Genomic DNA, 19,608 nt, shown 5'->3' on the forward strand with positions numbered 1-19,608 from the left:
AGTGAGGGGCGAACGATGACCGCAGCCCAGTGGATAGCTTCTGTCTTCATCCTGTTGGGAGCGCTGTTCGCCTTCACGGCCGCCGTGGGCATCGTGCGTTTCCCCGACACGCTCTCGCGCATGCACGCGGCCACCAAGCCGCAGGTGGTCGGGTTGATCATGGTGTTGGTCGGCGCGATCATCAGCCTGCGCGGCAATGTCGACATCTGGATGCTGGTGCTGGTCGGCATATTCACTCTCGTCACTGCTCCGGTGATTGCGCACACCGTGGGACGCGTCGCCTACCGGGAACAGCGCGGGCGCGACGGCCTGCTCATCGTCAACGAGATGGAACCGAACGAACCCGATCAGTGAAGCGCGAGCGATCGGCGAAGAACGCGGTATGGAATCCGAACGCCATACCGATCAGGATTCCGAGCACGAGCGGACCGAACACCAGTGGGTTCGCGGCGAATTCCTCGGCGAGGTAGCGGTAGCTCAGCAGTAGGGCGACCATCGCGACGCAACCGTAGGTCACCAGCGTGATCCGGTCGCGGTCCCATCCCCGTTCCGGGTCGCGCAGCAACGATTCGATGGTGAGGCACAGGACCGCGCCCGCCACCAGGTCGACGCCGTAGTGGTAACCGAATCCGAGCGTCGCAGCCAGTGTTCCCAACAGCCACAGTGTGCCGCCGGTGCGCAGCCACCAGGGGCCGCGTCGGGAATGGATGAAGATGCTCAGAGCCCACGCGGTGTGCAGGCTCGGCATGCAGTTGCGCGGCGTCTGCGAGTCGAACGGGATCTCGCCGAGGCTGCCCGAGAGCGGAACCGACTGCGTCGGCCACGACTCGAACGCGAACATCGGGCCCACCACCGGGAACAGCAGGTAGAACACCGGTCCGACGAGTCCGATGAGCAGGAACGTGCGGAACAGGAAGTGTCTCGGCCACGCTGAGCCCGCGGCGACCCCACGCAGTTGGTACAGCGCAACAATGATCGCCGCGACGGGGAGCTGAATGTAGATCCAGTGCAGCGTTCCCTCGGCGACCGGGCCGAGTCGGTCCAGAATGCTGCCGAGCACCCAGGACGGATTTCCCAGCGCATGATCGGCGGCGTATGCGTATTCGTCGAGAACGTAGGGCCGGACCAAGGTCGTGATGTGCAACCAGGCATCGCCGGCCTTGGTCGCGAGCAGCAACAGTGCGCCGAGGGCGACGCCGCGCATCGCCCGAGCGTCATGGCGCCGGACGACATGGAACGCGAGCGCGACCAGCACCAGCGACGGCCCGTTCCCGACGGTCGGTGGCACATCGAACAGATACCGGCCGCCCAGTACGACGGCATCGAGCGCGGCAGCGACGGCCAGTACGCGCAGGCGGGACGAGCTGTTCAGACCTACCGTGGCCAGGACGAGCGCCGCCCACGGCAGCGACATCGACTTCGGTGTTCCGAACATGTCGTTCCACATGCTCGGCAACGGGCCGGGGAAGTTCCATTTCCACGCGACGACCTGCAGCGTCAGCAGAAACGCAGCGACGAGGACCGCACCGACGATCAGAGGACGAACAGAGTCCTCACGTGTCGCATCGACCTCGACGCTCTCGACGTCCCCCTGCAGCACGCCGTTGATCGTAAACGCTGAGTGAACACAAAATTAAATACAGAGGGTCACGATTGGAGATCGGTGACCAACGACTCCACGACGGCACGTAGATCGCCGCCGGATTTCGCGGCCACTGCACGCTGGCGTTGATACGAGGCACCGAGGCGGGGAATGTCGGCCACCGCGGCAAGCTCGTCGACGCAATTCAACCGGACCGCCGTCGGAGTCAACTTCTCCAGTAAGTCGTGCAGATCATCGGTGACCAGCCGCTCGTTGCTGTCGGCGTCGAGAATGATCTCGGCGTCGAGGCCGTACCGGGCAGCTCGCCACTTGTTCTCCTGGACGTGCCACGGCGGGATCGTCGGCAGGGTCTCGCCTGCTTCGAGTCGTTCGTCGAGATGCACGATCAGGCAGTGCGTCAACGCGACGAGGGCCGCGAGTTCACGCTTGGTCGATGCGCCGTCGCACACCCGAACCTCGATGGTTCCCCACTTCGGAGCCGGGCGGATGTCCCAGTGCATGCCCCCGAGCTGCTCGATGACGCCGGTCTTGAGCTGATCACGAACGAATCCCTCGAACTGCGACCAGTCGTCGAACTGAAACGGCAGACCGGCCGTCGGCAACTGTTGAAACATCAGTGCTCGGTTGCTGGCGTATCCGGTGTCGTTGCCCGCCCAGATCGGCGACGACGCCGACAGTGCCAACAGATGCGGGTATTGCAGCAGCAACGAGTTGAGGATGGGAAAGACCTTGTCGGGAGAGGACACCCCGACGTGGACGTGCACGCCCCAGATGAGCATCTGTCGGCCCCACCACTGGGTACGCGCGATGAGCTCGTCGTAGCTCGGGGAGCTGGTCAGCTGCTGCGTCGACCATTCCGCGAACGGGTGCGTCCCGGCCGAGAACAGATCGATCCCCAGAGGATCCGCGGCTCGGCGCACCAGGTCCAACGAGCCGCCGAGGTCCTCCATGGCCTCCCCGACGTTCTCGCACACTCCGGTGACGAGTTCGACGGTGTTGCGCAGCAGTTCCTTCGTCACCCGAGGCGTGTCTCCGGCGAGGTCACGAACGCCGTCCATGACTGCCTCGGCGGAGTTGACGAGATCCCGCGTGCTCTTGTCGACCAGCGCAATTTCCCACTCCACGCCGAGCGTGGGTCGCGGAGAACTCGCGAAGTCGATCCGGGGAGCGTTCAAACTACTTCAGTACCGCGCACGCCGCCCGAGCACCGGCATCACCGGTCATCAGGGTCGCCATGTCGGGTACCGCAGCACCGTCGGGCAACGTGTACCGCGGCGGGATGTTGGCGAAGTTGTCGGCACCCTCGTGCACGATGACCGACGTTCCGGCACCACCGGCGCGCAGGTCGTCCAGCGTGATCGCATCGGTGGTGGTGACCAGGCGGCCCGTGCCGTCCTCGCCCACCTGGATCGACGACAGGTCGCCGCTGGAGGGGTGTTCGGTGCGTCCGTCGACCTGCAGGTGACCACCCGCAGAGAGGAAGTTGCCCGGCTCACCGCCGGTAGGTGCCACCGAGTTCGGCTCGCAGGCCCCGACGGTGTGGACGTGGAAGCCGTGGAAGCCCGGCGTCATGTTCTCGACCTCGGCCGTGACGGTGAGCTTCTCGCCCTCCGACGCGAACGACACGGTGCCCACCTCGGCACCGGACGCGTTGCGGAGCACGCCCTCGATCATGTTCTCGGAGCTGCCTTCCGAGCCACTCTCTGCCCGACCGTCACCGGCGACTGCGGCCGCGGACGGGTCTGCTTCACCGGTCCACACCGGCGGCACCGTGCCGGGTGTGTCGGACGCGACCTCGCCGTTGCTGCAGGCAGAGAGCCCGAGAGCGGCGATCGCGAGGACCGGGGCCACGTAACGCAAAGAGCGGGTCGCAGCAGTGCGTCGCTTGAACAGGTCCATCGAAGAGTGCTCCTCTTTCGGGCAGGGTGAAGGGCTTGCAAAATCATAACGTGCCGACCGATTCGGCCGAACCGGACAGGTTGTCATGCCGGCGAGTTACTGCGTCACGATGACGACGACACCCGCGGTGGATTCGAGTGAACTCGGTTTGGGCTCGGCCGGAATGCCGAGTTGGGTGGCGATCGTCTGCGCTGCCTGCTGCTCACCGGTGTCGGTGCCGTAGTACACCGCGGTCTGGGCGAACTGAGCTTCGCTGAAGTTGCCGGTCTCGGCGACCGTCCAGCCCTCGGCGGTGAGTGTGCTCGCAGTGCCGGCGGCGAGCCCGGAGACGTTGGAGTTGTTGAGCACGCGCACCTCGACATCGGCGGCGGCGCGAGAGGTGGTTGCCGCGGAGGACGTGGTCGACGACGCGGCAGGAGCCTGCGCGGCGGGAGCTTGGGTACCGGGAGCTTGCGCCACCGGAGCGGCAGCCGTCGTCGTCGCGGCAGCGGGCGCCTCTGCGGCGGCATCCTCGGAATCGGAGCCGGTCAGAGACAGTGCACCGATCGCTGCGAACAGGATCGCGAGCGAGATCAGCACCATGGCCAGGGCACGGAGGGGTGGCCCGGTCTGTTCCGGGTTGGGGCTGCTCACGTACTCGACCCTAGCCGACCGTCGATCGAGACCTTTTCAACGGAGCTTGCGCCTTCCCCACGGAGCAACATCTCTCGGCAGAGTCGAAACCCGACGCGGAGGATCAGACGTCGAAACCGAGCCGACGTGCGGCGCGGGCCTTCTGCCTGCTCGCACGCAAACGGCGCAGTCGCTTGACCAGCATCGGGTCTGCAGCAAGGGCTTCGGGACGATCCACCAACGCGTTGAGGATCTGGTAGTAGCGGGTTGCCGACATGGAGAAGAGTTCCTTGATCGCCTCTTCCTTGGCCCCGGCGTACTTCCACCACTGGCGCTCGAAGGACAGGATGTCGTGCTCTCGTCGGCTCAAGCCGTCCGCACCGACTTCGTTCGGATCGTGAGAGCCGTCCGATCCCGGTTGCTGAGACTGGTTCGAGTCACGCGCTGCTGCGCCGTCCATCCCACTCCTCGACTTCTCGACTCCCCTGGGCCCGTGCGACAACCGACCCCGAGGAAATCTGCTTCCCCCAGTGCTGCCGGCACCCGTACGAGTACCGACCGAACTTCGAGCGAATTACACAGTTGTACTTCGGGGATCATTCAACCACGTTCGACCGCCCGGACCCGGCTCCCGCGAGGTACTCGCGCGTGGCGTGTTCGTCGACGACCGAACCGTCGGTGCGACACTCGTCCACCGGCTCCGCTCCCGACGGGCCGGTGGGTGGGCCGGGCGTCACCCACTATCCTTGTCGACCATGGCAATTCTTCCCATCCGGATCGTCGGCGATCCGGTGCTCCACACTGCGACCGATCCCGTCACCGAGTCGCCGGCCGAGCTCGCCGAGCTGATCGCCGACATGTACGAGACGTTGGCGGCTGCCAACGGCGTCGGACTGGCCGCGAACCAGGTGGGCGTCGGTAAGCGTCTGTTCATCTACGACTGCCCCGACCAGGGCGCGGACGGCAAGGTTTTCCGCCGCCGCGGAGAGGTCGTCAACCCGGTGCTCGAGACGTCCGAGATTCCCGAGACGATGCCCGACCCCGACGATGACGACGAGGGGTGCCTCTCGGTCCCCGGTGAGCAGTACCCCACCGGTCGGGCCGACTGGGCGCGAGTGACCGGTACCGACGCCAACGGCGATCCGGTGGACATCGAGGGCCGCGGGTTCTTCGCCCGGATGTTGCAGCACGAGGTGGGTCACCTCGACGGCTTTCTCTACACCGATGTGCTCATCGGTCGCCACGCGCGAGCGGCGAAGAAGGTGATCAAGCGCTCCGGGTGGGGCGTCCCCGGCCTCAGCTGGGTGCCGGGCACCGTCGACGACCCCTTCGGCCACGACGACGAGGACGAGGACTGATCACTGCCGTGACCGTTCCGCCGGGGACGCGGGTGATGCTGCGGTACCGACTGCCACCCGGCCACACCCATCCGATGACGGACGTCATCGGGGAATTGGTGTCGGCCGACGCGGTCGCGGTGTCGGTCCGCGCCAAGGACGGCGCTCTGGTCCAGGTGGCCGCCGATCGCATAGTGGCCTTGAAGCCGTTGGGCCCCAAACCTGTTCGCACCTCGGAGATTCGGGCTCTCGAGGCGGCCGCGGCCGATGGGTGGCCGGGTGTCGAACAGGAGTGGATCACCGGCTGGCAGTTGCGATTCGGGCACGGCTTCACCGGGCGCGCCAATTCGGCCGTGCCTCTCGAGCCCGGCGCAGCAGCAGATTCCGAGACGGTGGCCGCGATCTCCGCCCGCTACGACGCACGAGGACTGACGCCGATCCTCGCCCTCCCCGACCGTCTCGCGACCGCACCGGCCGGCTGGTCGACGTTCAACGAGACCGTCGTCATGGCGGCGGACATCTCGAATCTGGTTCTACGCGAAGGCGACTCGCCTGTCACCGTCACTCCCGAACCGACCGCCGACTGGTTGAGTTCTCTGCGCTACCAAGGCCGAGAGGCGACGACGGGTGCTGCCGAGGTGGTCTCGGCGGTGCGCAACGGAACTCTCGGTTTCGGCGCGATCGGGAACGCAGGAGTCGGATCGATCGCAGTCGGCCGAGCGGCCGTCACCGCGGCCCCGGACGGTCGGTCGTGGGTGGGCTTGACCTCGCTCTGGGTGTCCCCCGAGCATCGCCGCAACGGTCTCGGCACGCTGATGTGCGGTGAGTTGGTGCGGTGGGGACGCGAGAACGGCGCCACGCACGCATACCTTCAGGTGGCCGTCGACAACACCGATGCCCAGTCGCTCTACCGCGATCTGGGATTCGGCGAGCATCACCGCTATCGCTACGCGCGCCCGGACGACGCGATCGGCCGCGAGCCTGTCGGACGCGTTCTATAGGGTTCCTTCCCGTGCGCTTTGCTACCTGGAATGTGAACTCCGTCCGCTCTCGGCAGGATCGAATCGTCGATTGGTTGCAGCGATCCGACGTCGATGTGCTGGCGATGCAGGAAACCAAGTGCAAGGACGCACAGTTTCCGTACGAGCGGTTCACCGAGATCGGCTACGAGGTTGCCCACGTCGGGCTCAGTCAGTGGAACGGCGTGGCGATCGCGTCGCGCGTCGGCTTGGACGACGTGCAGGTCGGCTTCGAGGACCAGCCCGGGTTCAGCAAGGATCCCGAGGTCGAGGCCGCAGACGAGGCCCGCGCCATCGGAGCGACCTGCAACGGGGTGCGTATCTGGAGCCTGTACGTGCCGAACGGCCGCGAGCTTGCCGACCCGCACTACACCTACAAGCTCGAGTGGCTCGCGGCACTGAAGGCCGACGCGCAGGCGTGGGTGGCGGCGGACCCACAGGCGCAGATCGCGCTCGTCGGCGACTGGAACATCGCTCCCACCGACGACGACGTGTGGGATCCCGCCCTGTTCGAGGGCAAGACTCACACCTCGCAGCCGGAGCGTGATGCCTTCGCGGCATTCTCCGATGCCGGTTTCACCGAGGTGACGCGGCAGTTCACTCCCGAGCCCAGGACGTTCACGTACTGGGACTACACCCAGCTCAGATTTCCGAAGAAACAAGGTCTGCGTATCGACATGGCGTTGACCTCACCTGCCCTGACGGCTCGCGTGACCGGCGCATCGATCGATCGCGAGGAGCGTAAGGGCAAGGGTGCCAGCGATCATGCTCCGGTGATCGTGGAGATCGGCTGAGCCGCGGCCGTCTCTGCTATTCGACGACCAGGTCCAAGAACTCCGGGTGCTGCGCCAGGTAGCGACGGACGTAGGTGCAGATCGGAACGATGCGCCAGTCACGGTCGCGCGCGGTGTTCAGCGATGCGCGCACCAGCACTCCTGCCCAGCCGCGGTCGCCGTATTCCTCTTTGACGACCGTGTGCATCAGCGCGACGACTGATTCGTTGCCGGCTGCGTCGTCGCCATCGCCGAACCGATAGCCGAGGATGCCGACGAGATCGTCGTCGACGAACAGATCGAATCTGTTGTGATCGGCGTTGTCCTCGATGCGGACCGAGGGGCGCTCGACCGGAATCGCCGCGTCGGAGCGGCGGTGAATGATGTGACTCATGTCACTTATGAGACCAGAGTTGCTCGAGTGTCGCGGGGAAAGTGCACCGATCGACGCCGAGTCGAGTCCTTTACGTAACCAGCCGTGGCGTGACCGGCCGGGCATTGCAAGTACTCAGAGAGCGACGAGCATGTCGTTGTACTCGGGGTTGGCTGCAGCGAAGCGCTGGACGTAGGTGCAGACCGGCTTGACCTTCCAGCCATAGGACCGCGCGCTGTCGAGGGCGCGGCGAACCAGAATGCCGGCCAGGCCTTGATGACCGAAGTCCTCGGTGACGACGGTGTGCATGAAGGAGACGACATGTGTCCGAGTCGCACGGGCACCGTTTCCTTCGACTTCGAAGAATCCGACGATGCCGACGAGGTCGCCGTTCAGTCGAAGCTCGAAGCGATTCTGGTCTTTGTTGATCGAGACATCAGCACTGGGAGAACTCGCAAGCATGGACGCCTCCTTTGCTGGGTGTGGAGTGGTGGAGGAACTTCGGAACCGAGACGGTATGTGACGTGCACCACTATTAAACATGCGCGAGGTGGGTCTGTCACCTTTTCTACCAACAAACCTTCGGATGCGTAGGTTTGTCCATCGATCCCGAACCGGATGCTGGTACAGCTCATAAGTGTCCCCGTGCGGCGTTGTGATACAACAACATTCAAAGTGTCACCATGTTTTCACCAACATTCACCTCCGGCGTCTCGCCTGCCGAGACCCTGCCGATCGCGGCCCGCCGGTACTGTCGTGTCTCGTGAAGTTCCTACCGCTCACGCCCAACGGCGAGACTCCCGTCCGCGCGCTGACGATCGCCGGAACCGACTCCGGCGGCGGTGCCGGAATTCAGGCGGACAGTCGCACGATGGCCATGTTGGGCGTGCACGCATGTGTTGCCGTCGCGGCGGTGACGGTCCAGAACACCGTCGGCGTGACGGGCTTCCACGAGATCCCGCCGGAGATCGTCGCGGCTCAGGTTCGCTCGGTGGTATCGGACATCGGCGTCGGCGCAGCGAAGACCGGGATGCTGGCGTCCACCGCGATCATCGAGGCGGTCACGGCCGTGTGCACCGAGGTGGGTATCGGCCGCGACCAACCGGTTCCGCTCGTCGTCGACCCGGTGTGCGCGTCCATGCACGGTGACCCCCTACTGCACGCCGAGGCGCTCGACGCCATCCGGCACACGCTGTTTCCCATCGCCTCGCTGGTGACTCCCAACCTCGACGAGGTTCGGTTGATCACCGGCATCGATGTCGTCGACGACGCCGGCGCGCGTCGCGCCGCCGAGGCGCTGCACGGATTGGGCGCGCAATGGGCCCTGGTCAAGGGCGGTCACCTCCGCACCTCGACCCACAGCACCGATCTACTGTTCGACGGCGACACCTTCCTCGAATTCACCAGCGAACGCATTGACACCGGCAACGATCACGGCGGCGGCGACACCCTCGCGGCCTCGATCGCGTCGGCGCTGGCCCACGGATACTCGATGCCCGACGCGGTAGCGTTCGGTAAGGAATGGGTCACCCGTTGCCTGGCCGCGTCCTACGACCTCGGTGCGGGCCACGGCCCGGTGTCACCGCTGTGGCGACTGCACGAGTCGGAGAATGCGTAGGTCGTCGGGTGCGCCCTTGATCTTCGGAGCGAAGAAGCTGCGCCGATAAGGCTTGGCGACCACGTGCAACGCGTCGAGCACCTCCGCTGACACGGCGTCGAGTGCGGCGGCCGAGATCATGATGTTGCCGTTTCCGCCGGTCTGCATGACCCGCGCTGCGACGGTGACGTCGACACCGAGCCAGTCGGAACCGACCTGACGCGGGCTTCCGGTGTGGATTCCGACGCGCATCGTCGGGGTGTAGCCGTCGACGTCCACGCTGGTGAGGGCCTCGCGCGCCGCGAACACGGCGTCCACGGCTTTGCCCGCATCGGCGAACACGGCCATGATGCCGTCGCCCAGCCGTTTCACGACGTGACCGCCGCGGAACACGACCTCGGGTTCGACGGCTTTGGAGACTTTACGGAGCAACGTCAATGTGGCGGTATCGCCGGCGCGCAGTGACCACGACGAGAATCCGACGAGATCGGTGAAGACGATCGTGACGTCCTCGTCGCCGCGGCCCCGACCGGCTCGCTCGAGGATGGCCTGCCACACCTGGAGGGCACCGAGGCCGAGTTCGCGGGAGGCACCCGGTTCGTCGTCGAGTCCGTTCGCTGCCAGGAACCGATCCGCCACCCGCGCGACGGCCAGTGCGCGTCCCGGGCCGTCGATCGACAGCGGATCACCGAACGTGGGGTCACCGGGTAATGCGCGACGCACACGCCGAACCGCCCCGACGACGGTGGGCGCTCGGTTGGTGGTGCGGACCCACTCCACCACCGAGGAGACGACTGCGTTCACAGCATCGAGCGTAACTCACGGTTACACATACTTCCCTTACCCTTCGGCGCGTGCGGCCTCGCGCGCAGCCCCGACCGGTACTCCGTTGGGGCCTTCCACCGACTGCGAGTAGACACCGATGCCGTACGCCACGGCGGCACCGTTCTTCGCCAGCGCCGCGCGGTCGACGTTCGCCAGGGTGTCCTGATCGGTGTGGTAATTCTCGTCGAACGTCTGATCGGCCGTGCCACCCCACTTCGCGGCCTGCTCGGCGGTCTTGTTCTCGTCCGCGCCGCTGAAGACGCCGCCTGCGGGGATGCCGACCTCGATGAACGGCCCGTAGTCGGATCGACCGTCGAAATCCGTGCCGTCGACGGCGATACCGTCGGCAGCCAAATGCTCGACGAACGTGCGCTCGATGGCGTCGGATCCCGCCGGTCCCGCGGGCTCACCGACCTGGTCGGAGTCGTCGCCGTCGTAGGCGAGGTAGCCGGGGTTGTGCGAGCCGATCATGTCGAAGTTCAAGTACAGCGCGATGTTTCGCTTGTCCTCGTCGGACAGGCCCTCGACGTACTTGGTCGAACCGACGAGCCCGTTCTCCTCGGCACCCCAGAATGCGAACCGGACCGCGTTGGTCACCTCGGGTGCACTGCCCATCTGCAGAGCAGTCTCGAGCACGGCGGAGGTGCCGGTGCCGTTGTCGTTGATGCCCGGGCCCTCGGGGACGCTGTCGAGGTGGGCACCCGCGACCACCACGTTCTCGGTCGAGCCGGTGGTGGTCTGCGCGATGATGTTGCGGCTCGTGGTCGACTCGGTCGTCGTGACGAGCGTCAACGTGACATCGGGGGCCGCGAGGACCGCTGCCCCGTCCTCCTGGCTGACACCGCCGGTCGGAATCTTCGCGGTCTCGGAATCACCGAGCGTTCCCGAATCCAGTGGTCCGGGTTCGTTGTTGACGATGATCGCTGCTGCCGCACCCAATTCGGCGGCGACGGTCTGCTTCGCACCGAACGGGCACACCCCTCGCGGCACGACTGCCACCGCTCCCGTCAGGTCGAGACCGGCGTAATCGGTTGCCTCGCACCCGTCTGCCCCGTCGGGAGCGCCGACGACGCGTGCGGTGATTCCCTCGGCGGATGTGGTGGGCGAGTAGCTGAGCGCGAACACCGGAATGTCGGTGCCCGCAAGCGACAGGGTTTGCGTCTGCGCCTCGAAGGTGTCGAAATCGAATTCGGGAGTGGTGACGTCGAATCCGGCCGATTCGAGTTGGGAGACAACGTAATCGACACTCGCGTCGTACCCGGCAGTCCCGGCCGCGCGGTTACCGTCGTGCGCGGCGGCGATGTTCTCCAGTTCCTGCAGGTGCCCGACGAGGGCATCCTCGGTGACCGCTTCCGACAGGCCGGCCCCGTCGGGTGTCGCGAAAACTCTGGCCGGTTCCTCGTCCCCCGTACCGGAGGAGGACGAGCAACCGGCCAGAATCAGGACAGTGACGGCGCTACCTGCAAGCAAGGAAATCCGCATAGCGGACACCCTACCCAGGCAGGTGTCAGGCGTCCCGGCGATTGACGACGAACACTGCCACTCCGAAGATCACCGCGGTGAAGACGACGAAGTAGATCAGGCTGCCGATCGGTCCCCAGTGGAAGTCCGTTCCCGCACTTCCGCCGAGGAAATGGTCGGCGTTCTTGAACGGCAGGAAGGGCTGGATCTTCTCACCGACCTTCGGGATGATCCCGACGAGGCTCTCGATGAGCAACGGCCACAACAACAACACGGCGATGGCTCCGGCGGACTGACGAATCAGCGCACCCACGGCGACGGCCAGAACGATCTGCACGAACGCCAGAACTGCGGTGCCGTAGACGACGCGCCAGGTGCCGTCGACGTCGAAGCTCAGCAAAGCGCCGGCTTCCTCACCGGCGATGGATTTGGCCAGGAACAACGCGCCGAAGGCGAGAACCAACGACAGCACGGCCCCGTACACGCCGACGATCAGTGCCTTCGCACCGAGTACCGAGGCCCGGTTGGTGATCGCCTGGAACGTGGTCCGGATCAGGCCGAAGCGGTATTCGCTGGTGACGGTGAGTGCACCGAGGATCATCAGCACCATGATGCCGAGTCCGCCGACGCCGCTGCCGACGACGTCGTATGCGGTGGTCGGTGGCAGACCTTCCGGCGCATCCGGGCCGACGGCGGTCTTTGCGGCCCAACCCAGGATGGCTCCGAACCCGAGGCCGAAGACCACCACGATCGCGCTGCACCACCACGGCGACTTGGTCGAGGTGAACTTGATTCTCTCTGCTGCCAAGACGCCCATCAGAGTGCACCGCCCATTGCTTGCTGAGTGTTCTGGTCTTCGGCTCCCGAGCCGTGATATTGCACTGTGTCTCCGGTGAGTTTCATGAATGCTTCCTCGAGCGAGCCGCGCTGAGAGGCCAACTCGTGCAATGTGATTCCGGCCCGGCCGGCGAGGTCGCCGATCGCGTCGGTGGTGGAGTTCAGCACCACCAGCGAGGGCTGCAATTCGTCGGACTTGTCCGGCTCACGCACCGTGAGGCCGGCGGTGGTCAGCACCTGACGCAGGCCGTCGAGCTGTGGGCTGCGCACGCGTACCGAGGCCTCGGAGGCATGGTCGATGAATTCCTGCACCGAGGAATCGGAGATCAGCTTGCCGCGTCCGATGACGATGAGGTGTTCGGCCGTCTGCGCCATCTCCGAGAGCAGGTGGCTCGACACCAGGACCGTGCGGCCCTCGGCTGCCAAGCGCTGCATGAACTTTCGGATCCAGACGATGCCCTCGGGATCGAGTCCGTTGACCGGCTCGTCGAACAGCAACACCTTGGGGTCACCGAGAAGAGCGCCGGCGAGACCGAGCCGCTGCGACATGCCGAGCGAGAATCCGCCCGCATTCTTCTTCGCGACCTCGGACAGGCCCACCAGCCGCAGCACCTCGTCGACGCGGGACTTGGGGATGCCGTTGGAGGCGGCCATCCATTCCAGGTGCGCACGCGCAGACCGGTTGGGGTGCACCCACTTGGCGTCGAGCAGAGCGCCGACGGTACGCAGTGGCTGCTTCAGGTGGCTGTAGCTCTTGCCCTCGATGGTCGCCGTCCCCGAGGTGGGGCGGTCGAGCCCGAGAATCATTCGCATCGTGGTGGACTTGCCCGCACCGTTCGGTCCGAGAAAGCCGGTCACGATGCCGGGTTTGATGGTGAAGGTGAGGTTGTCGACCGCCGTCACCGCTCCGTACTGCTTGGTCAGTCCTGTCACTTCGATCATGGGACAACTGTCCCCGATCGACGGCGTGTCCACATCGCCCCACAGTCGCGACTTGCATCATCCTTTTGGATGACACAGACCCTGAGACAGCCGAGGCCTGGCTGGGGCACGCGGTCGCCTGAGCGCGGCCGCAAATGCGCGCGCGTTTGCCAGATGCGCGGGGATTCGCCCTCATTTTCGCCACTATTCTGCGCGCGTTTCGCAAACGCGCGCGCGTTTGCGAAATACGCAGCACCGAACAAAGGGCTGCGCCGCCGACGCAGCCGCTACATCGGTGAGCTTGCCTGCGCCCAGAATCGTTTCGGGATGCGGCCTGCATGTCGGGCCTGGTAACCCGCGGCCACTGCATGGCGCATCGCCGACGCCATCAGCGCCGGGTCCTTCGCGCGGGTCACCGCGGTGGCGAGCAGCACTGCGTCGCAGCCGAGTTCCATCGCGAGGGTGGCGTCACTGGCGGTGCCGATGCCCGCGTCGAGGATCACCGGCACCCCTGCGGCCTCGACGATCATCTCGATGTTGTGCGGGTTGGCGATGCCGAGGCCGGTGCCGATGGGTGAGCCGAGCGGCATGACGGCAACGCAGCCGATGTCTTCGAGACGCTTGGCCAGCACCGGGTCGTCGGTGGTGTACGGCAGCACCTGGAAGCCGTCGTCGACGAGTTGCTCTGCAGCCTTGACCAATTCGATGGCGTCGGGCAGCAGGGTTCGCTCGTCGGCGATCACTTCGAGTTTCACCCAGTCGGTCTCGAGCGCCTCGCGGCCCAGCTGCGCGGTGAGCACGGCCTCGGCCGATCCTCGACAACCCGCGGTGTTCGGCAGCGGGGCGATGTTCAACCGCCGCAGCAGATCGAGCACTCCCGTTCCACCCGCGGCGTCGACGCGGCGCATCGCGACGGTGGTCAGTTCGGTTCCCGACGCGACGAGGGCTTCCTCGAGGACGGCGAGGTTGGCCGCTCCCCCGGTGCCGGTGATGAGCCGGGACGTGAAGGTGCGATCGGCGATGGTGAGTGCGCTAGCCACCCTGAACCGCCGTGAGAACGTCGATGGTCCAACCCTTTTGGACGTCGGTGGTGTCCCATCGACTCTTGGGCAGCACGGCACCGTCGACGGCGACGGCAATCCCTTTTTCGGGCAGGCCGAGGAATTCGAGCAGCCGACGCATGGTCATGTCCTCGGTGAGCAGGTGATCCTCGCCGTTGACGGTGATCCCGATGGCAACCTGGGTCATAGTGTCCTTTCGATCTGTGAGAAGCGTTCGGGTGTGGCGGCTTTGGCCTCGGGCAGCGTATCGCCCGATACCAGAGCGGCGACGGCGTCGGCGGTGATCGGCGCGAGCAGAATGCCGTTGCGGCCGTGCCCGGTAGCGACGATCACGTCGTCGGCGAGTCTGCCGATCAACGGCAGTCCGTCGGGGCTCATCGGTCGTAATCCTGCAGCGGTTTCGTACAGTTCGTACTCGCCGATGCTCGGCATGAGCCGTTCGGCGTCGGCGATCAGGTCTCGTACCCCCGCCACGGTGACCTGGGTGTCCTCACCGGATTCGTATTGTGTTGCGCCGACGACCAATCCGTCACCGCGTGGCACCAGGTACACGGGTCGGCCGTGCACGGTTCCGCGGATGGTGCGGTGCGGTGGCGGTGCGGCGCTGGGTCGGCGACGCAGCCGCAGGATCTCGCCTTTCACCGGCCGGACGGGCAGTGTCGGCCACAGTGCGGCGCAGCGAGAACCGGCGGCCAGGACCACCTGATCGGCGTCGGGAATTGCGTCGACCGAGGTTGCCACGAACTCCACTCCGGCGTCGAGACATCCCTGCTCGAGCGCGGTAACCAGGGCCCGATTGTCGACGGACAGCTCGGTCGGTGCCAACAACGCGAGCCGAATGTTCTGCGCCAATGCAGGTTCGAGTTCACGCACCTGCGCGCGGCCGAGAATCTCGAGCTCGTGTCCCTGCTCGCCCACCCATTCGGCGATCGTGCGCAGGTCGGTGGCGTCGGCGGAGTCGAGGGCGACGGTCATCGATCCGGTGGCCGAGAACACCGACGGGCCGGGGAGGCGTCCGGCGAAGTCCGGCCACCGCCCGAGCGACGCGGCACCGAGCCGTAGGAGTTCGTGTTCACCGGGCCACCCCTCGGACAGCGGGGCCAGCATGCCCCCGGCGACCCACGACGCGCCTCGACCCAGCGCAGGATCGTGCACCACCACCCGATGGCCGTCCTCCGCCAGTCGTAGTGCCGTCGACAGCCCGATGACGCCTCCGCCGATAACGACGATATGCACGCGATTCACGTCCTCACTCCCTGCGCCCGCATGATCGGGTTCAGGTATTGACGGTAAGGGCGGCGAACCCACTCTCAGCCCCACGATCCCCGGGACTCCCGCGATATGTCGGCCACTCCGTCGTCGGTCGCGGCTGCCATGAGAATACAGTTCGTTTCGTGCACCCAACTCAGACCGTCCGCAACCAGACTCCTCGCGAGCGTCTTGCGTCCGCTCGCCTCTACCTGTGTACCGATGCCCGACGCGACAAGGGCGATCTCGCGCAGTTCGCCGAGGCCGCGTTGTCCGGTGGCGTCGACATCATCCAGCTGCGCGACAAGAACTCCGCCGGTGAGCGCCAGTTCGGGCCGCTCGAGGCCAAGGACGAGCTCGCTGCGCTGGCGATTCTGCTCGCGGCCACCAAGCGCCACGGCGCCTTGCTGGCCGTCAACGACCGCGCGGATCTGGCGCTGGCGTCCGGTGCCGATGTCCTGCATCTGGGCCAGGGCGACCTGCCCGTGCACTACGCGCGCCAGATCCTCGGGCCGGATGTGGTGATCGGACGCTCGACGCAGAACCGCGCGCAGTCCTCGCTCGCCGCGATCGAGGACGGCGTCGACTACTTCGCCGTCGGGCCGGTGTGGCCGACGCCCACCAAGCCCAACCGCTCGGCCGCCGGCCTGGAAACTCTGCGGGCTACCGCGGATGCGTTGCCGGAGCGGCCGTGGTTCGCCATCGGCGGCGTCGACGCGACCAATGTGGATCAGGTTCGAGCGGCGGGAGCCGAGCGCATCGTGGTCGTTCGGGCGATCACCGAAGCACGCGATCCGCAGGCAGCCGCACGCGCGCTGGTACAAGCTCTACAGAACTGACGTCACAGCCAGGCGAGCACGGCAGACGGCGAGAGCACGTGCACCGCGCCGGGCAGTCGATTCTGGAGTCCGCGGTCGGCGGTGACCAGTGCGGTCAGGTCTGTCGATCGGTGGGCCTGATCGGTGAGGGTGTCGTCGCCGGTGCCGTCCGCGAGGATCACCGGGATGCGCGGATCGTCGACAACGGCGTCGCGCGCTTGCCCCTCGAGCACGGCCTCGATGCGGGTGAGCCAGCCGTACTGGCCGCTGGGTAGTTCCACCGTGCGCGGCAGTGTCGCGGCCAGCGACGTCAACAGTGCGCCGGTCGAGCCGGCGCGGTCCTTCCACCAGCCGTCGGGCCGGGAGCCGAGGACGTTGGCGGTGTCGAGCAGCACGCGCAGCGGCTCGGTACGCAGCGACGGCCAGCTCGACGCGAAACCCGGATGCAGTGGCAGCTCGCCGACGATGGACTCCGGCACCCACCGCAGTTCCGTGCTCTCGCCGTTCGGGACGGTGGCCAGCGGGTGATCGGTGTCGGCGATGACCGTGGTGTACGACCAACCGCTCGGGACTGCGGCGGTGACACGCTCGCTGCGCACGCTCAACTGTTCGGCCGAGATACCGGCTTCCTCGTGCGCCTCGCGGACCGCCGCGTGCTCGGTGCTCTCGTGCGAATCGCGAGCCCCGCCCGGCAGGGCCCACGTTCCGCCCTGATGACTCCACAACGCGCGGTGCTGCAGCAACACCATCGGTTCGCCCGCATCGGAGGGCGCACGGAGCAGCAGACCGGCGGCACCGTGCTTGCCCCAGTGCCGAGAACCGTTCTCACCGATCACCCAACCGTCCCCGTCACCGCGCATGCTCCCCACCCTAGGTGAACCGCCTCGTCGTAGTGACTGTGCTGTAGTGGCTGCAGTGCGGTCCGCCTGCTTATATGCTCGATGCGTGATCGCGGCCGGCATTACTCCCTCTGCTGCCGTCCCCCCGACAACGGCACCCCACGTCGGTGCCGCTGCAGGCAAGCCACCGGTTCGATACACGATGCGTTCGACGCCTGCGCGGTTGGTCGCGATGGGTACCGCGCTGGTCGTCTTGGCGCTGACCGTCGGAAATCTCGCGTCCACGGCGGTGACCGATCGAGTCGACACTCTCGGGACACTGCTGGTGCGCACCGAGCCGTTCGCCAACTCGGCTCAGAATCTCTACGGTGCCCTGTCGGTGGCCGACGCGGCGGCCGCGTCGGCCTTCATCGCCGGTGGGCTCGAGCAACCCGAAGTACGTGACCGGTACTCGCAGGCATTGGGTGAGGCGTCGTCGGAATTGATCGCCGCGTCTGCCGGGGTCACCGACAAGGACGAGGCCACCAGCGCGGTGCTGACGCAGATCGCTACCGGGTTGCCGGTGTACAGCGGGCTGGTCGAGACAGCGCGAGCGAACAATCGCAGCGGGAACCCGGTGGGTGCGGCATATCTCGGCGAGGCGTCGACGATGATGCAGTCCAGCCTGTTGCCGCTGGCCGAGAAGTTGTACACCGAGCAGGCCTCCCGCGTCTCGGCCGATCAGGAGAGGTTCACCAGTCCCCCGTACTTCGCGATCGGGTCGGTGGTGTTCCTGTTGCTGATGACCGGTCTCGCTCAGTGGTACCTGTCCCGGACGACGCGTCGCACACTGAATGTCGGTTTTCTCGGTGCCACGGCCGCTCTGGCCGGCTTGCTCGGGTGGATGTTGGTGGTGGGGTTGATCTCGTCGATCGCCACCGACCGCGCGATCGACCGCGGGGTGGCGCCGCTGAAGTCCTACACGACGGGTTTCATTCTGGCCCAGCAGGCCAGGGCGGACGAGACACTCGACCTGGCCCGCCGCGGTGGCAGTCAGGATTACGGACAGTCGTTCGCCGGCAACGTCTCTCGGCTCGCGGACATGTTCGAGGGCGACCCCGAGGTGACCGAGGCCCTGAACAACTGGTCGGCCTCGCATGCGCGCATCGATTCGGCGCTCGAGGTGGGCGACTTCAACGGTGCGGTGTCGATAGCGACCGGATCGGGTGATTCGGATTCGGCGGCCGCGTTCAATGCTCTCGACAGTGTGCTGGTCGACGGGATCGACAGTGCCCGAAGCGAACTGCGCTCCAATATCGATCGATCGGTCTGGGTCCTGTCGGGCTTGTCCAACGGCGCGTACGTGCTCACGGTGGTGGCCTCGGTGGCGTTCGGAGTCGGCCTGTTCCCGAGGCTGCGTGAGTACCTGTGAAACGTCTGCTCGCTGCCGGCCTCGTCGCGACTGCCCTGCTCGTCGGGTGCTCGCCGCCGGAAAGGATTGCGGCACAGACCGATACGACGTTCACCGAACCCCCTCTGCCCGACGGTGCCGCCGTCGCAGCTCGGCCCACCGAAACACCGGCGGACGACGAGTGCGCCCGCCCCACGGCCAGTCTGCGGCCGCTACCGACCGGCACCGACGTGCCACTGCCTCCGCAGCCGACCATCGATGCACTCCGCGCCAAGGGTCGCCTCGTCGTCGGCCTCGACACGGGCAGTAACCTTTTCAGCTTTCGCGACCCCATGACCGGGCAACTGGTCGGGTTCGACGTCGACATCGCTCGGGAGATCTCACGCGACCTGTTCGGAGACCCGAACCGGTTGGACTTCCGAATTCTGACGTCCGCACAGCGCCTCGAAGCTCTGCAGGACTCGACGGTGGACATCGTGGTGAAAACCATGACGATCACGTGCGCCCGGCGTAAGGACGTCCAGTTCTCCACCGTGTACTTCCAAGCGCAGCACCGAGTTCTGGTGGTGCAGGGCTCGGGTATCCGTGGGGTCGGGGATCTGGCGGGCAAGCGGGTGTGCGCGGTGGAGGGCACCACGTCGCTGCGTCGCCTGCAGCGGGTGCAGCCGGCCGCGACCGTGGTGACGGTGCCGATGTGGTCGGATTGCCTGGTGGTACTGCAACAACGACAGGTCGACGCCATCAGCACCGACGACGCCATCCTGGCCGGACTTGCCGCACAGGACCCGTACCTCGAGATCGTCGGCGACAGTCTGAGCCCGGAACCGTACGGCGTGGGCATCAACAAGAAGAACGAGGATCTCGTGCGCTTCGTCAACGGAACGTTGGCACGCATCAGGTCCGACGGCACCTGGAACCGCATCTACAACAAATGGCTGACGGTGCTCGGCCCCTCCCCCGGTCCACCCACCGCGTCGTACAGCGATTAGAGGCGC

At 66.3% G+C, this 19,608-nt stretch carries 23 protein-coding genes; 8 read left to right on the plus strand and 15 right to left on the minus strand.

Features of this window, described 5'->3' with window-relative positions; all coding sequences use genetic code 11:
- Positions 1 to 15 precede the first annotated feature (15 nt).
- The gene (gene mnhG, locus CH266_RS08935; RefSeq protein WP_027498469.1) at positions 16 to 354 is read left to right on the plus strand and encodes a monovalent cation/H(+) antiporter subunit G; all 339 of its coding nucleotides are present in this window, start codon (positions 16 to 18) and stop codon (positions 352 to 354) included.
- Here the strand turns inward: mnhG and CH266_RS08940 are convergent.
- The 5 genes from CH266_RS08940 to CH266_RS08960 all read right to left on the minus strand — a co-directional run bounded on the left by CH266_RS08940 (position 320) and on the right by CH266_RS08960 (position 4,574).
- Entirely contained in the window at positions 320 to 1,609 is a 1,290-nt protein-coding gene (locus tag CH266_RS08940) for a phosphatase PAP2 family protein (protein WP_094715115.1), read from the minus strand. The genes mnhG and CH266_RS08940 overlap by 35 nt on opposite strands.
- A 38-nt stretch (positions 1,610 to 1,647) precedes the next feature.
- A complete protein-coding gene (locus CH266_RS08945) occupies positions 1,648 to 2,778 on the minus strand; it encodes a glutamate--cysteine ligase (protein ID WP_027498472.1) in 1,131 nt (376 codons plus the stop codon).
- A gap of 1 nt (position 2,779) precedes the next feature.
- Positions 2,780 to 3,502, minus strand: coding sequence for a superoxide dismutase[Cu-Zn] (sodC, locus tag CH266_RS08950; protein ID WP_032365131.1), 723 nt, complete (start codon positions 3,500 to 3,502; stop codon positions 2,780 to 2,782).
- 96 nt (positions 3,503 to 3,598) lie between these two features.
- On the minus strand, positions 3,599 to 4,135 hold the full coding sequence (locus CH266_RS08955) for a LytR C-terminal domain-containing protein (protein WP_228139287.1): 537 nt from the start codon (positions 4,133 to 4,135) through the stop codon (positions 3,599 to 3,601).
- A 103-nt stretch (positions 4,136 to 4,238) separates the two neighbouring features.
- On the minus strand, positions 4,239 to 4,574 hold the full coding sequence (locus tag CH266_RS08960; RefSeq protein WP_032365130.1) for a DUF3263 domain-containing protein: 336 nt from the start codon (positions 4,572 to 4,574) through the stop codon (positions 4,239 to 4,241).
- Positions 4,575 to 4,869: 295 nt separating this feature from the next.
- Here CH266_RS08960 and CH266_RS08965 point away from each other — a divergent pair, with 295 nt between their 5' ends.
- From CH266_RS08965 to CH266_RS08975, 3 genes are read left to right on the plus strand one after another with little or no spacing between them, the layout of a single operon-like run.
- Positions 4,870 to 5,472 (plus strand): peptide deformylase, encoded by a 603-nt coding sequence (locus CH266_RS08965; RefSeq protein ID WP_094715239.1) that lies wholly within the window; start codon positions 4,870 to 4,872, stop codon positions 5,470 to 5,472.
- A gap of 8 nt (positions 5,473 to 5,480) precedes the next feature.
- The gene (locus CH266_RS08970) at positions 5,481 to 6,452 is read left to right on the plus strand and encodes an N-acetylglutamate synthase, CG3035 family (RefSeq protein WP_441347041.1); all 972 of its coding nucleotides are present in this window, start codon (positions 5,481 to 5,483) and stop codon (positions 6,450 to 6,452) included.
- Positions 6,453 to 6,463: 11 nt separating this feature from the next.
- Positions 6,464 to 7,264 carry an exodeoxyribonuclease III gene (locus tag CH266_RS08975; RefSeq protein WP_052066474.1) on the plus strand — a complete coding sequence of 267 codons (801 nt, stop codon included), beginning with the start codon at positions 6,464 to 6,466 and terminating at the stop codon, positions 7,262 to 7,264.
- A 16-nt stretch (positions 7,265 to 7,280) separates the two neighbouring features.
- Here the strand turns inward: CH266_RS08975 and CH266_RS08980 are convergent, their stop codons facing one another.
- Together CH266_RS08980 and CH266_RS08985 are read right to left on the minus strand one after the other, a co-directional pair.
- Entirely contained in the window at positions 7,281 to 7,637 is a 357-nt protein-coding gene (locus CH266_RS08980; protein WP_094651967.1) for a GNAT family N-acetyltransferase, read from the minus strand.
- Positions 7,638 to 7,751: 114 nt separating this feature from the next.
- Complete coding sequence (locus tag CH266_RS08985) at positions 7,752 to 8,078, minus strand: GNAT family N-acetyltransferase (protein WP_027498479.1); 327 nt, start codon at positions 8,076 to 8,078, stop codon at positions 7,752 to 7,754.
- Between the two features lie 301 nt (positions 8,079 to 8,379).
- On the opposite strand from CH266_RS08985, the gene thiD reads away from it, so the two are divergent.
- On the plus strand, positions 8,380 to 9,234 hold the full coding sequence (thiD, locus tag CH266_RS08990) for a bifunctional hydroxymethylpyrimidine kinase/phosphomethylpyrimidine kinase (protein WP_027498480.1): 855 nt from the start codon (positions 8,380 to 8,382) through the stop codon (positions 9,232 to 9,234).
- Here the strand turns inward: thiD and CH266_RS08995 are convergent.
- The 7 genes from CH266_RS08995 to thiO form a co-directional block, all read right to left on the minus strand.
- Positions 9,196 to 10,017, minus strand: a complete 822-nt coding sequence (locus CH266_RS08995; RefSeq protein ID WP_094715116.1) for an adenylate/guanylate cyclase domain-containing protein — start codon at positions 10,015 to 10,017, stop codon at positions 9,196 to 9,198. The two genes, thiD and CH266_RS08995, sit on opposite strands and share 39 nt — an antisense overlap.
- A gap of 36 nt (positions 10,018 to 10,053) precedes the next feature.
- The gene (locus CH266_RS09000) at positions 10,054 to 11,520 is read right to left on the minus strand and encodes a M28 family peptidase (protein WP_094715117.1); all 1,467 of its coding nucleotides are present in this window, start codon (positions 11,518 to 11,520) and stop codon (positions 10,054 to 10,056) included.
- Between the two features lie 25 nt (positions 11,521 to 11,545).
- On the minus strand, positions 11,546 to 12,316 hold the full coding sequence (locus CH266_RS09005) for an ABC transporter permease (RefSeq protein WP_032386137.1): 771 nt from the start codon (positions 12,314 to 12,316) through the stop codon (positions 11,546 to 11,548).
- Positions 12,316 to 13,278 (minus strand): ABC transporter ATP-binding protein, encoded by a 963-nt coding sequence (locus tag CH266_RS09010; RefSeq protein ID WP_027498484.1) that lies wholly within the window; start codon positions 13,276 to 13,278, stop codon positions 12,316 to 12,318. The genes CH266_RS09005 and CH266_RS09010 overlap by 1 nt, the downstream gene beginning before the upstream one ends.
- Before the next feature lie 266 nt (positions 13,279 to 13,544).
- Positions 13,545 to 14,297, minus strand: a complete 753-nt coding sequence (locus tag CH266_RS09015) for a thiazole synthase (RefSeq protein ID WP_032374723.1) — start codon at positions 14,295 to 14,297, stop codon at positions 13,545 to 13,547.
- On the minus strand, positions 14,290 to 14,505 hold the full coding sequence (gene thiS / locus CH266_RS09020; protein ID WP_027498486.1) for a sulfur carrier protein ThiS: 216 nt from the start codon (positions 14,503 to 14,505) through the stop codon (positions 14,290 to 14,292). The genes CH266_RS09015 and thiS overlap by 8 nt, the downstream gene beginning before the upstream one ends.
- Positions 14,502 to 15,554 (minus strand): glycine oxidase ThiO, encoded by a 1,053-nt coding sequence (thiO, locus tag CH266_RS09025; protein ID WP_094715240.1) that lies wholly within the window; start codon positions 15,552 to 15,554, stop codon positions 14,502 to 14,504. The genes thiS and thiO overlap by 4 nt, the downstream gene beginning before the upstream one ends.
- Positions 15,555 to 15,712: 158 nt before the next feature.
- Here thiO and thiE point away from each other — a divergent pair, with 158 nt between their 5' ends.
- Positions 15,713 to 16,405, plus strand: coding sequence for a thiamine phosphate synthase (thiE, locus tag CH266_RS09030; RefSeq protein ID WP_027498488.1), 693 nt, complete (start codon positions 15,713 to 15,715; stop codon positions 16,403 to 16,405).
- 2 nt (positions 16,406 to 16,407) lie between these two features.
- Here thiE and CH266_RS09035 read toward each other — a convergent pair whose 3' ends face one another.
- Entirely contained in the window at positions 16,408 to 17,244 is an 837-nt protein-coding gene (locus CH266_RS09035; RefSeq protein WP_027498489.1) for an NUDIX hydrolase, read from the minus strand.
- 85 nt (positions 17,245 to 17,329) lie between these two features.
- Between CH266_RS09035 and CH266_RS09040 the strand changes: the two genes are divergently transcribed.
- Together CH266_RS09040 and CH266_RS09045 are read left to right on the plus strand one after the other, a co-directional pair.
- On the plus strand, positions 17,330 to 18,634 hold the full coding sequence (locus tag CH266_RS09040; protein ID WP_032365121.1) for a hypothetical protein: 1,305 nt from the start codon (positions 17,330 to 17,332) through the stop codon (positions 18,632 to 18,634).
- The gene (locus CH266_RS09045) at positions 18,631 to 19,602 is read left to right on the plus strand and encodes a glutamate ABC transporter substrate-binding protein (protein WP_032391270.1); all 972 of its coding nucleotides are present in this window, start codon (positions 18,631 to 18,633) and stop codon (positions 19,600 to 19,602) included. The genes CH266_RS09040 and CH266_RS09045 overlap by 4 nt, the downstream gene beginning before the upstream one ends.
- Positions 19,603 to 19,608 lie beyond the last annotated feature (6 nt).

This window comes from Rhodococcus sp. 06-1474-1B (assembly GCF_002258885.1).
Taxonomy (GTDB): domain Bacteria; phylum Actinomycetota; class Actinomycetes; order Mycobacteriales; family Mycobacteriaceae; genus Rhodococcoides; species Rhodococcoides fascians.

What these genes read in the sequence shown, in the direction of transcription:
- mnhG (WP_027498469.1), top strand. Translation starts at nt 16, where the DNA reads ATGACCGCAGCCCAGTGGATAGCTTCTGTCTTCATCCTGTTGGGAGCG.
- sodC (WP_032365131.1), bottom strand. Translation starts at nt 3,502, where the DNA reads ATGGACCTGTTCAAGCGACGCACTGCTGCGACCCGCTCTTTGCGTTAC.
- CH266_RS08960 (WP_032365130.1), bottom strand. Translation starts at nt 4,574, where the DNA reads ATGGACGGCGCAGCAGCGCGTGACTCGAACCAGTCTCAGCAACCGGGA.
- CH266_RS08965 (WP_094715239.1), top strand. Translation starts at nt 4,870, where the DNA reads ATGGCAATTCTTCCCATCCGGATCGTCGGCGATCCGGTGCTCCACACT.
- CH266_RS08980 (WP_094651967.1), bottom strand. Translation starts at nt 7,637, where the DNA reads ATGAGTCACATCATTCACCGCCGCTCCGACGCGGCGATTCCGGTCGAG.
- CH266_RS08985 (WP_027498479.1), bottom strand. Translation starts at nt 8,078, where the DNA reads ATGCTTGCGAGTTCTCCCAGTGCTGATGTCTCGATCAACAAAGACCAG.
- CH266_RS09000 (WP_094715117.1), bottom strand. Translation starts at nt 11,520, where the DNA reads ATGCGGATTTCCTTGCTTGCAGGTAGCGCCGTCACTGTCCTGATTCTG.
- CH266_RS09005 (WP_032386137.1), bottom strand. Translation starts at nt 12,316, where the DNA reads ATGGGCGTCTTGGCAGCAGAGAGAATCAAGTTCACCTCGACCAAGTCG.
- CH266_RS09010 (WP_027498484.1), bottom strand. Translation starts at nt 13,278, where the DNA reads ATGATCGAAGTGACAGGACTGACCAAGCAGTACGGAGCGGTGACGGCG.
- thiS (WP_027498486.1), bottom strand. Translation starts at nt 14,505, where the DNA reads ATGACCCAGGTTGCCATCGGGATCACCGTCAACGGCGAGGATCACCTG.
- CH266_RS09035 (WP_027498489.1), bottom strand. Translation starts at nt 17,244, where the DNA reads ATGCGCGGTGACGGGGACGGTTGGGTGATCGGTGAGAACGGTTCTCGG.